Origin of the sequence: Lelliottia sp. 7254-16 (genome assembly GCF_002922995.1) — a bacterium.
Taxonomy (GTDB): Bacteria; Pseudomonadota; Gammaproteobacteria; order Enterobacterales; family Enterobacteriaceae; genus Enterobacter; species Enterobacter jeotgali.
This window is the reverse complement of the sequence record NZ_PQVS01000014.1, coordinates 68,246-79,792: the sequence shown is the minus strand read 5'-3', so window position 1 is coordinate 79,792 and position 11,547 is coordinate 68,246. Positions and strand designations below refer to the sequence as shown.

Genomic DNA, 11,547 nt, shown 5'->3' with positions numbered 1-11,547 from the left:
CTCAGGCCTTATAAAAATCGCGATACCAGTCCACGAAGTTCTTCACGCCTTCTTTTACAGAAGTCTGAGGTTTGAAACCAATCACCTCATACAGCGCTTTGGTATCCGCGCTAGTTTCCAGTACGTCGCCCGGCTGAATCGGCATCATATTCTTGTCAGCCTCAATGCCCAACGCCTCTTCCAGCGCCGTGATGTAATCCATCAGTTCAACCGGCGAGCTGTTACCGATGTTATAGACGCGATACGGAGCAGAACTGGTTGCTGGTGTCCCTGTTTCCACCGTCCAGTTGGCATCGGCCTGCGGAATTACATCCTGCAGACGGATAATGGCTTCTGCGATATCGTCAATGTAGGTGAAATCACGCTTCATCTTGCCGTAGTTGTACACATCAATACTTTTGCCTTCGAGCATCGCTTTCGTGAACTTGAACAGCGCCATATCCGGGCGACCCCACGGGCCATACACCGTAAAGAAACGCAGACCTGTCGTTGGCAAATTATAAAGATGCGAATAGGTATGCGACATCAGCTCGTTAGCTTTCTTGGTCGCTGCATAGAGGGAGACTGGGTGATCGACTGAATCATCGGTCGAGAAGGGCATTTTGCGATTCAGGCCGTAAACCGAACTTGAAGACGCATACAGCAGATGCTGAACCTTGTTATGGCGGCAACCTTCCAGTACGTTCAGATGGCCGATAAGATTGGCATCCGCGTAGGCATGTGGGTTTTCCAGCGAGTAACGTACACCTGCCTGGGCCGCCAGATGAATCACACGATCAAATTTCTCGTTGGCAAACAACGCTGCCATCCCTTCACGATCGGCGAGATCGAGCTTGTGGAAGCTGAAATTCCCTGATGTCAGTAGATCCAGTCGTGCTTGCTTCAGATTTACATCGTAATAGTCATTGAGATTGTCAATCCCGACAACCTGATGCCCTGCGTCCAAAAGACGCTTGCTGACGTTTGAGCCAATAAAACCTGCTGCACCGGTGACCAGAAATTTCATATCCATCCTCTTTAGATTCAAAGTCGCTAACTGCATAGCGTAATACAATGGCGCTCATCATACCCCTAAGCCGGATGTAAGCAAAACTTCACCAGTCAGCAGATAACTCACAGGATTCTTATAGAAAATTTGCCAACAAGCGATACACTAGCTAAATATTATTTTTGCGTAGATATTTCGTTAAGGATTGTATGTCCCAGAACAGCAATAATGAGGTCAGAAGTCAAAATGACCCAGAACAGATAGATTTAATTGATTTGGTGATGCAGCTATGGCGTGGGAAGTGGACAATTGCTGCATTTGTGGCAGTTGCTATCGTGTTTGCCGGTGTATATATCGCCACTGCCAAAGAGAAATGGACCTCTAGTGCAATCATCACACAACCCGATGCTGCACAAATCGCTACCTATACCAACGCGCTTAACATCCTTTACGGTTCTTCTGCTCCAGGCATGTTGGATACACAACTTCGTGTTGTCGGACGTTTTAACTCTGCTTTCTCGGCGTTAGCGCAGTCCCTTGATAACCAGGAAGCGCCTGAAAAATTAACCATTGATGCCGCTGTTAAAGGTCAGCCATTGCCTCTGAATGTCTCCTACGTGGGCGAGTCGGCTGAAGCCGCGCAGAAACAACTGGCACAGTATATTCAGCAAGTTGATGAGCAGACAGCTAAAGAGCTGGATGTTGACCTTAAAGACAATATTAAACAGCAAATCACAGCCCTGAATGATTCTCTGGAAAACCAGGAAAAAGTGGCTCAGGAACAAAAAGACCTTCGAATCAAACAAATCGCTGAGGCGTTGAAGTTCGCTCAGGCGGCGAAAATCACTTCACCGCAAATCCAACAAACCCAGGACGTCACGCAGGACACCATGTTCCTGCTGGGTAGCGAAGCGTTGAACTCCATGATTCAGAATGAGTCAACTCGTCCGCTGGTCTTCTCCCCGGCCTATTATCAGACCAAACAGAACTTGCTGGATATTCAGAATCTGAATGTTGATCCGTCAACCATCCATGCCTACCGTTATGTGATGAAACCAGACCTGCCTATCCGTCGCGACAGCCCGAAGAAAGCGATTACGCTGATTCTGGCCGTGCTGCTGGGCGGGATTATCGGTTCCGGTGTGGTGCTGGGGCGCAACGCGCTGCGTAACTACAAACCAAGAGCCTAATAAGCAGGCAAAAAAAAGACCGGGTTTCCCCGGTCTTTTTTATTTGTGTCGCTTACGCAAATTCTCAATCACCGCCGTTAAATCTAGCTCCTGATCCTGGAGCAACACCAGCAGGTGATACATCAAATCCGACGCTTCATTGGTCAGCTCATCGCGATCGTTTACGGTTGCCGCCAGTGCCGTTTCAACGCCTTCTTCCCCGACTTTCTGCGCAATGCGCTTGGTTCCGCTGGCGTAAAGTTTCGCCGTATATGAACTTTCCGGATCGGCAGTTTTACGTTCCGCAAGCAGTTGCTCAAGCTGATACAGGAACAGCCACTGGTGGCTCGCGTCGCCAAAACAGCTGCTGGTGCCCAGGTGGCAGGTTGGCCCGATCGGGTTTGCCAGCACCAGTAGGGTGTCGTTATCACAGTCAGGGGTAACGCTCACCACATTGAGGAAATGGCCGGACGATTCGCCCTTGGTCCACAGACGCTGTTTGGTGCGCGAGAAAAAGGTCACTTTTCCACTTTCAAGCGTCGTACTCAGCGCATCCTGGTTCATATAGCCCAGCATCAGGACTTCGCCAGAGACGGCATGTTGCACAACCACCGGCAATAATCCGTCCGTTTTTTCCCAGTCCAGCTGCGCCCGTTGTTGTTCAGTTAACATACCCTAATCTCCACGCCCTGATTGACCAGGTACGTTTTTAACTCGCCAATATTGATAATCTGTTTATGGAACACCGATGCGGCCAGCGCACCGTCGACATCCGCATCACGGAAGGCTTCCAAAAAGTGCTCCATCGTTCCTGCGCCGCCGGAGGCAATCATCGGTACGCGGCATACCGCGCGCACTTTTTTGAGCTGCTCCAGGTCATAGCCGTTACGCACGCCGTCCTGGTTCATCATGTTCAGCACAATTTCACCCGCACCGCGTTTCTGCACTTCCTGCACCCAGTCCAGCGTTTCCCACTGGGTCACCCGGGTGCGGTTTTCGTCGCCGGTATATTGATTGACGTGATATTTGCCGGTGGCGGCGTCATACCAGGTATCAATCCCGACCACGATACATTGCACGCCAAAGCGCTCGGCGAGGCGGGTGATCAGCTCCGGGTCTGCGAGAGCAGGGGAGTTGATGGAGATCTTGTCCGCGCCGAAGGAGAGGATCTGCGCGGCGTCTTCCGCCGATTTAATCCCGCCCGCCACGCAAAATGGAATATCGATAACTTCTGCCACGCGTTCAACCCAGCTTTTATCGACGACGCGGCCATCGCTGGAGGCGGTGATATCGTAAAACACCAGTTCGTCCGCGCCTTCGTCAGCGTAGCGTTTGGCGAGTGGTACGATATCGCCGATGATTTCGTGATTACGGAACTGCACGCCTTTCACCACCTGGCCGTCGCGCACGTCCAGACATGGGATTATCCGTTTTGCCAGCATTGAATCGCCTCCGTCACAGTAAACTTCTCTTCCAGTAAAGCGCGACCGACAATCACGCCGCGCACGCCGGTGCCGCGCAGTGCGGCGATATCAGCTAGATCGCCAATACCCCCCGATGACTGGAAAGCCACCTGCGGATAACGGGCGCACACTTCCTGATACAGCGAGACGTTGGAGCCCGCCAGCGTGCCGTCGCGGGAGATATCCGTACACAAAACATGTTTCAGTCCTACGGGGAGATAAATCTCGACCAACTCCTCCAGCGTAACGCCAGAGTTTTCCTGCCAGCCGCTGACCGCCACCTGCTTGTTGCCATGCTCGTCAATGCGCACATCCAGCGCCAGCACCAGTGCGTCGGCGCCGAAGCGGCGGAACCAGCCTTTGACCTGTTCCGGGTCTTTGACCGCCGTTGAACCGACCACCACGCGCGCGACTCCCGCTTCCAGCAGTGCGGCGACATCCTCTTCAGAGCGCACGCCACCACCCACCTGCACCGGGACGTTGACGCCTGCGACCAGGGTTTTCAGCAGTGCGATCTGGCGTTTAGCCGGATCTTTTGCGCCCGTGAGATCGACGAGGTGCAACACTTCTGCGCTCTGCGCCGCATAATCCTGCAAGCGCGGCAGCGGATCGTTACCGTAGTCGCGCTGCTGGCCGTAATCGCCCTGATGGAGACGGACAACCGTGCCGTCAATTAAATCTAATGCGGGAATGATCATCACATCTCCAGGAAGTTTTTCAGCAACTGTGCGCCCGCTGCACCCGAACGCTCGGGGTGGAACTGCACGCCAAAGAAGTTATCTTTGTTGACCGCTGCCGTGAACGGCTCGCCGTAATTGCACTGGGCGATGGTGTAAGGGTTCAGCGGCATGGCGTAGCTGTGTACGAAGTAGAAGTAAGACCCGTCTTCGATGCCGCGGAACAGGCGGTCACCTGCTTTCGGATACACGCGGTTCCAGCCCATGTGCGGCAGCGGCAGACCAAAATCGGTCATCTTCGGCACGTCTTCTTCAATAATGCCCAGCAGGTCCACGCCGTTGCTCTCTTCGCTGCGACGCCCGAGGATCTGCATCCCGAGGCAAATCCCCAGCACTGGCTGGGTGCAGGCTTTAATCAGCTCGACCAGCTCGCGCTCGTGGATTTGGTTCATCGCCGCCTGCGCGGTCCCGACCCCTGGTAAAAAGAGTTTGTCGGCGCGTAGCACCACATCCGGGTCACGACTGACGACGGGATCGTAGCCGTGGCGAGCGATGGCGGACTTCACCGAGTTAAGGTTGGCGCATCCGGTGTCCAGAATCACCACGTTCATCACAGCACTCCTTTTGACGAAGGCAGGGTATCGCCCTCCACGCGGATCGCCTGGCGCAGCGTACGGCCAAAGACTTTGAACAGACTCTCGACGCGGTGGTGATCGTTTTTGCCTTTGGTTTTCAGGTGCAGCGTCACGCCCATTGTGTAAGAGAGCGAGCGGAAGAAGTGCTCGACCATCTCGGTGCTCAGATCACCGACGCGCTGATAGGTAAAATCGGCTTTATATTCCAGGTGCGGGCGACCGGAAATATCAAGCGCACAGCGGGCCAGACATTCGTCCATCGGCAGCACAAAGCCAAAACGGTTGATACCGCGCTTATCGCCCAGTGCCAGCTTCAGCGCTTCGCCCAGCGCCAGGCCGGTATCTTCCACGGTGTGGTGATCGTCGATGTACAGATCGCCTTTGACGTTGATCTCCATGCGGAACCCGCCGTGGGTCGAGATCTGATCCAGCATGTGATCGAAGAAGCCGACGCCGGTGTGAATTTTGCTGCCGCCTTCGCGGTCCAGCCACACTTTCACATCAATCTGCGTCTCTTTGGTGTTGCGTTCGACGTGGGAGTAACGGTCGCGTTTCGTCAGTTGCTCGCCAATCGTCGCCCAGTTTAATTCGCTGCGGTTATAGCGTAGTCCCTGAATGCCCATGTTTTCGGCGAGCTGAATATCGGTGGCGCGATCGCCAATCACGTAGCTGTTGGTTTTATCCAGCACGCCTTCGGCAAGATACCCCTCGACCAGCTTCACTTTCGGTTTGCGGCAGTCGCAATTATCCGCCGGAAGATGTGGGCAAATCAGCACCTCATCAAAGGCAATGCCCTGCGAGGTAAGGATCTGCATCATCAGATTATGCGGGCCATCGAAATCGGCCTGCGGGAAGCTGTCGGTGCCCAGTCCGTCCTGATTGGTTATCATCACCAGCTTGTAGCCCGCTTTCTGCAGCTTAAGCAGAACGGGAATCACATCCGGTTCAAAAGCCAGTTTGTCGAAACGATCGACCTGATAGTCACTCGGTGGCTCCGAAATGAGGGTGCCATCGCGATCGATAAAAAGGGTCTTCTGGCTCATACTTTCTCCGCTTTCAGGGCGTCAATCACGCGCTGACTCTCTTCCCGGGTGCCTACGGTAATGCGCAAACAGCCGCTCAGGGAAGGTTGTTTGTTTTGGTCTCGTAAGATAATGCCCTGATCCCACAAAGATTTAAATACGGCGCTGGAGGCGGTAAAGCGCACCAGGATGTAATTGGTTTCAGAGTCGAAAACCTGCTCCACGCACGGCAGTGCTTTCAGGGCGCTGATCAGATACTGACGTTCCACCAGGATCTGCGCCACACGCTCGCGCATCGCATTGATACCCTGCGGAGCCAATGCCTGGGCGGCGATGTCGGCGACCGGCGTAGATAGCGGATACGGGGCGATCACTTTCATCAGCAGATCGATAACGTCTTTATTGGCCAGCGTGAATCCGCAGCGCAGGCCAGCCAGCGCAAAGGCTTTCGATAGCGTACGCAGCACCACCAGATTCGGATACTCTTCCAGCCAGCCTGCGAGCGTTGCCTGCGGACAAAACTCAATATAGGCCTCATCGGCGACAACCAGCGCTTTGCCGCGCGTCATCTCCAGCAGGGTACGGATGTCTTGCGGATTGATGATTTGTCCGGTCGGGTTGTTCGGGCTGCAGACGAAAATGACTTTCACACCGTCAAGATTCTCGGCAATGGTTGGGAGATCGAGCTGCCAGTCATCCAGAGACAAAATGTTGCGGCACTCGACGCCAAAGGTTTCGGCGCTGACGCTGTACATGCCGTAGGTTGGCTGACAGTACAGCACGGCATCTTTGCCCGGTTCGCAGAAAGCGCGGATTAGCAGCTCGATACCCTCATCGGCCCCGCGGCTGACCAGCACTTGCTCTGGCTTGACCCCGGCATACTGGGCGTAATTCTCAATCACTGCGGCTGGCTGGCACTCCGGATAACGGTTCAGGGTCTGCTGAGACAGCTCAAAGGCGACCGCTGTCGGGAATTCGTTGGCGTTCAGCCAGACATCACCATTGCCACCCAGGCGGCGAGCAGATTGATAGGGCGTCAGTCGACGAACGTTTTCGCGGGCTAATTCTTCAATGCTCATGCTTGCTCCTTCAGGGCGGCAACGCGCAGCGTCACGGCGTTTTTGTGGGCGGTCAGGCGCTCGGCGGCGGCCAGCGTTTCAATGGTGGAGGCGAGGGCGGCAAAACCTTCGCGGGACAACTCCTGCACGGTCATACGTTTCTGGAAGTCCGCCAGCCCGAGGCTTGAACAGGTCGAGGTGTAGCCGTAGGTCGGCAGCACGTGGTTGGTGCCGGAAGCGTAATCGCCTGCGGATTCCGGCGACCAGTCGCCGAGGAACACCGAACCGGCGCTGGTGATGCTGTCGACCAGAGAACGCGCGTTGCGGGTCTGAATAATCAGGTGCTCAGGACCGTACTGGTTAGAAATCGCGATGCATTGCTTCAGCGACTCCGCCACGATCAGGCGGCTGGCGGAAAGTGCCTGGCGCGCCGTCTCGGCACGCGGGAGTTCTGCCAGCTGGCGCTCAACTGCTTCGCCCACACGTTTCGCGATGTCGGCGTCCGGTGTCAGGAGGATCACCTGGGAATCAGGGCCATGCTCGGCCTGAGAAAGCAGATCGGAAGCGACAAAATCGGGCGTCGCGCCGCTGTCGGCAATCACCAGCACTTCCGACGGACCGGCAGGCATATCAATCGCCGCACCGTCCAGACGCTGGCTGACCTGGCGTTTCGCTTCGGTCACATACGCATTGCCTGGCCCAAAAATTTTATCGACCTTCGGCACAGACTCGGTGCCAAACGCCAGAGCGGAAATGGCCTGAGCGCCACCCACTTTAAAAATATCCTGAACACCGCACAGTTTTGCGGCATACAGAATCTCATCGGCAATCGGCGGCGGGGAGCAGAGCACCACTTTCTGACAACCGGCAATACGCGCCGGGGTCGCCAGCATCAGGACGGTGGAAAACAGCGGCGCCGAACCGCCGGGAATATACAGCCCGACGGAGGCGACAGGACGCGTCACCTGCTGGCAGCGCACGCCGGGCAGGGTTTCAACATCGACAGTTTGCAATTTTTGCGCGGTATGGAAGGTGTCGATATTTTTCACCGCCACGGCCATCGCCTGTTTGATGTCGTCGCCCAGACGTTCGCACGCGTCGTCGATCTCCTGAGTCGTCACCTTCAGTGCACCGACCTCAGTCTTATCAAACTTTGCGCTGTATTCGCGCAGCGCATCATCACCACGGGCTTTAACGTTATCCAGGATCTCCGCCACGGTGCGGGTAATGCTCTCTGAGGCGGAAATAGCCGGGCGCATCAACAGTTCGCGTTGTTGTTCAGTACTGCAGGTGTTCCAGTCGATGATGGAGTTAAAGCTCATAATCGTCTTCCTTTTTGCCGGATGGCGCGTTGCTTATCCGGCCTACGGGTCTTGTAGGCCCGGTAAGCAAAACGCCACCGGGCAACATGAGTGGAATTACTCCATCATTTTCTCAATTGGCAGCACCAGAATGGAGCTGGCACCCAAGGCTTTCAGCTTTTCCATGGTTTCCCAGAACAGGGTTTCGCTGCTGACCATGTGCATCGCCACGCGCTGTTGATCGCCCGCCAGCGGCAGAATGGTTGGACGTTCCGCGCCTGGCAGCAAGGCAATCACTTCATCGAGACGTTCGGTAGGGGCGTGCATCATGATGTATTTCGATTCGCGTGCCTGAATCACCCCCTGAATACGGGTCAGCAGGCGGTCGATCAACTGCTGTTTAGCGTCCGGCATTTCGCCGTCGCGCTGAATCAGGCACGCTTTCGAGCGATAAATCACTTCCACCTCACGCAGGCCGTTGGCTTCAAGCGTCGCGCCGGTTGAGACCAGGTCGCAAATGGCATCGGCCAGACCGGCACGCGGAGCCACTTCAACAGAACCGTTCAGCAGACAGGATTTGAACTGCACGCCTTTTTGATCGAGGTAGCGTTTCAACAGGTGAGGGTAAGAGGTGGCAATTCGCTTGCCGTTCAGCCCAGCAGGACCGTCCCAGGCTTCATCGACGGCGGTAGCCAGCGACAGGCGGCAGCTGCCGAAATCCAGACGACGCAGGGTGAAATAGCGCGGGTCTTCGCCCTGTGCACGACGGGTCAGCAGCTCTTCTTCCAGCACGTTTTCGCCGATGATACCGAGATCAACCACGCCATCCATCACCAGACCAGGGATATCGTCATCGCGAACGCGCAGGATATCGATCGGCATGTTCTCGGCGAGGGCGATTAAGCGCTGCGTGTGCAAGTTAATTTTGATCCCGCAGCGGGAAAGCAATTCGCGTGAATCGTCGCTCAGACGGCCTGATTTTTGAATAGCTATGCGTAAACGTGAGTTATCTAACATGTTGTTGTCCTTATTACCCTGTCTGGATACGGTCCAAAAAAAAGCCCCCGGAAGATGATCTTCCGGGGGCTCTCTCTTGCGTTCTCGCACCACTGGAAGATCTGAATGTCTCCCAGCACACATCGCCTGAAAGACTAGTCAGGATGATGGTGGTGATGGTGGTTTTTAAAAGGAACGCGTGTCATATAAATTCTCTGTGAATGCTTATGCATCTGATGTCTTTTAACCTAAACCATATCCACAGCGTTTAGCAAGGGCTTTTTTCTATCATTAATTCATTTCATATTGATGCTATGAATTGTCAGTTCCGCAGTGCTGGCGTAGCCTTAAGTCAGACGCGTATAAGCCAGGAGAGAACGCATGAAGAAGGTCGCAATTGTCGGTTTAGGATGGTTAGGTATGCCGCTGGCAATGTCATTAACGGCACGAGGCTGGCAGGTGACCGGTAGCAAAACCACGGTGGATGGCGTCGAGGCCGCGCGCATGTGCGGCATAGAGGGTGTCGAGTTACGCCTGGAACCGGAGCTGGTTTGCGATACGGACGATCTCGATACGTTGATGAATGTGGATGCGCTGGTTATTACGCTTCCCGCTCGTCGCAGCGGCCCAGGAGAGACTTTTTACCTTCAGGCGATGCAGGAAATTGTGGATAGCGCGCTGGCCCATCATATTCCGCGCATAATCTTTACCAGTTCAACGTCGGTGTATGGTGATATTGAAGGGACCGTCAAAGAGAGCACCGCGCGGGCGCCTGTCACCGCTAGCGGCCGGGTGCTGAAAGAGCTGGAAGACTGGCTGCATAATTTACCCGGTACCCAAGTGGATATTTTGCGCCTCGCGGGCCTGGTTGGGCCGGAGCGTCATCCGGGGCGCTTCTTTGCCGGTAAAACCGCACCAAATGGTCATCATGGTGTCAATCTTGTGCATCTTGAGGATGTTATCGGCGCAATTACGCTCCTGTTGCAGGCTCCAAAGGGCGGGCACATCTATAATATATGTGCGCCCTATCATCCGGCGCGTAGCACATTTTATCCCGTGATGGCCCGACAGCTTGGGCTTGAGCCGCCGCAATTTCGCGATGCATCCGGGGAAGGGCAAGGCAAAGTGATTGATGGCAATCGTATTTGTCGTGAACTGGGATTTGAGTATCAATATCCCGATCCGCTGGTAATGCCAATGGAATAACCCCGCCAGCGGGTTCTATCGCACACCTTTTGGGGGCGAACATGAAACCGCTGCTGGATGTTCTGATTATCCTCGATGCACTCGAAAAAGAGGGGAGTTTTGCCGCCGCATCGGCGAAGCTCTACAAAACCCCCTCGGCCTTGAGCTACACCGTTCACAAGCTCGAAAGTGACCTCAATATCCAGCTGCTGGACCGCAGCGGGCACCGTGCGCGTTTCACGCGAACAGGCCAGATGCTGCTCGAAAAAGGGCGCGAAGTTCTGCATACGGTGCGCGAGCTGGAAAAGCAGGCAGTGAAACTGCACCAGGGCTGGGAAAACGAGCTGGTCATCGGGGTGGACGATACTTTTCCTTTCTCTTTACTCTCGCCGCTGATTGAAGCGTTTTACCAACGCCACAGCGTTACCCGACTTAAATTTATCAATGGCGTGCTGGGCGGTTCCTGGGAAGCGCTGACACAAGGGCGTGCGGATATTATCGTCGGCGCGTTACGTGACCCGCCTCAGTCGAGTGATTTTGGTTTTTCCCGCATTGGCACCCTTGAACAGGTGTTTGTGGTGGCGCCACATCATCCCCTTGCTCAGGAACCCGAGCCCATACCGCGTCGCGTCATAAAAGGTTGCCGTGCGATTGTGGTGGGAGATAGCTCTCTGCCAGAGTGCGCTATCTCTTCGCAATTGCTGGAGGATCAGGAAGCGATTACTGTTTTTGATTTTAAAACCAAACTCGAACTGCAAATTAGCGGGTTGGGCTGCGGCTATTTACCGCGATATCTGGCACAGCGGTTTATAGAAAGCGGGGCGCTGGTGGAAAAACAAGTACTGGCGCAAACCAACAGCGAATCGGTGTGGGTGGGGTGGAATGAGCAAACCGCCGGGCTTGCCAGCGCGTGGTGGCGAGATGAGATTTTAGCAAATAGTGCTATCGCTGCCGTTTACACTTTGCCGGAGGGCGGAATATCAACCGCTTAGTAAAAAGAAAATCGTGAACGGCTTATGAATCTATTGCCTTTTATGCCAAAGATGGGGCAAA

General features: G+C 54.8%; 13 protein-coding genes and 1 other annotated feature. Of the genes, 3 read left to right on the top strand and 10 right to left on the bottom strand.

All coding sequences use genetic code 11. The annotated features are described in order from the left end of the window. Position 1: 1 nt before the first annotated feature. Positions 2-1,006 (bottom strand): NAD-dependent epimerase, encoded by a 1,005-nt coding sequence (locus C3708_RS17565; protein ID WP_103949778.1) that lies wholly within the window; start codon positions 1,004-1,006, stop codon positions 2-4. A gap of 191 nt (positions 1,007-1,197) precedes the next feature. Between C3708_RS17565 and wzzB the strand changes: the two genes are divergently transcribed. Further along, positions 1,198-2,178, top strand: coding sequence for an LPS O-antigen chain length determinant protein WzzB (wzzB, locus tag C3708_RS17560; RefSeq protein WP_095282564.1), 981 nt, complete (start codon positions 1,198-1,200; stop codon positions 2,176-2,178). 39 nt (positions 2,179-2,217) lie between these two features. Here the strand turns inward: wzzB and hisIE are convergent, their stop codons facing one another. The 9 genes from hisIE to hisL form a co-directional block, all read right to left on the bottom strand. Then, entirely contained in the window at positions 2,218-2,829 is a 612-nt protein-coding gene (gene hisIE / locus C3708_RS17555; protein ID WP_103949777.1) for a bifunctional phosphoribosyl-AMP cyclohydrolase/phosphoribosyl-ATP diphosphatase HisIE, read from the bottom strand. Beyond that, positions 2,823-3,599, bottom strand: coding sequence for an imidazole glycerol phosphate synthase subunit HisF (gene hisF / locus C3708_RS17550; protein WP_103949776.1), 777 nt, complete (start codon positions 3,597-3,599; stop codon positions 2,823-2,825). The genes hisIE and hisF overlap by 7 nt, the downstream gene beginning before the upstream one ends. Continuing rightward, on the bottom strand, positions 3,581-4,318 hold the full coding sequence (gene hisA / locus C3708_RS17545) for a 1-(5-phosphoribosyl)-5-[(5-phosphoribosylamino)methylideneamino]imidazole-4-carboxamide isomerase (protein WP_103949775.1): 738 nt from the start codon (positions 4,316-4,318) through the stop codon (positions 3,581-3,583). Before hisA ends, hisF begins: the two co-directional genes overlap by 19 nt. Continuing rightward, entirely contained in the window at positions 4,318-4,908 is a 591-nt protein-coding gene (hisH, locus tag C3708_RS17540) for an imidazole glycerol phosphate synthase subunit HisH (protein WP_103949774.1), read from the bottom strand. The genes hisA and hisH overlap by 1 nt, the downstream gene beginning before the upstream one ends. Next, entirely contained in the window at positions 4,908-5,975 is a 1,068-nt protein-coding gene (gene hisB, locus C3708_RS17535; protein ID WP_095282559.1) for a bifunctional histidinol-phosphatase/imidazoleglycerol-phosphate dehydratase HisB, read from the bottom strand. Before hisB ends, hisH begins: the two co-directional genes overlap by 1 nt. Continuing rightward, positions 5,972-7,033, bottom strand: coding sequence for a histidinol-phosphate transaminase (gene hisC / locus C3708_RS17530; protein WP_103949773.1), 1,062 nt, complete (start codon positions 7,031-7,033; stop codon positions 5,972-5,974). The genes hisB and hisC overlap by 4 nt, the downstream gene beginning before the upstream one ends. Then, positions 7,030-8,334, bottom strand: a complete 1,305-nt coding sequence (gene hisD, locus C3708_RS17525; RefSeq protein ID WP_103949772.1) for a histidinol dehydrogenase — start codon at positions 8,332-8,334, stop codon at positions 7,030-7,032. Before hisD ends, hisC begins: the two co-directional genes overlap by 4 nt. 96 nt (positions 8,335-8,430) lie before the next feature. Continuing rightward, positions 8,431-9,330, bottom strand: a complete 900-nt coding sequence (gene hisG / locus C3708_RS17520) for an ATP phosphoribosyltransferase (RefSeq protein ID WP_103949771.1) — start codon at positions 9,328-9,330, stop codon at positions 8,431-8,433. 35 nt (positions 9,331-9,365) lie between these two features. Then, positions 9,366-9,489: a sequence feature (His leader region), on the bottom strand. Beyond that, positions 9,465-9,515, bottom strand: a complete 51-nt coding sequence (gene hisL, locus C3708_RS17515; RefSeq protein ID WP_099516347.1) for a his operon leader peptide — start codon at positions 9,513-9,515, stop codon at positions 9,465-9,467. (Overlaps the previous feature by 25 nt.) Before the next feature lie 175 nt (positions 9,516-9,690). Between hisL and C3708_RS17510 the strand changes: the two genes are divergently transcribed. Then, on the top strand, positions 9,691-10,515 hold the full coding sequence (locus C3708_RS17510) for an SDR family oxidoreductase (RefSeq protein ID WP_095282555.1): 825 nt from the start codon (positions 9,691-9,693) through the stop codon (positions 10,513-10,515). A 41-nt stretch (positions 10,516-10,556) separates the two neighbouring features. Then, positions 10,557-11,486: a LysR substrate-binding domain-containing protein gene (locus tag C3708_RS17505; protein WP_095282554.1), complete on the top strand. Its 930-nt coding sequence runs from the start codon at positions 10,557-10,559 to the stop codon at positions 11,484-11,486. Positions 11,487-11,547 lie beyond the last annotated feature (61 nt).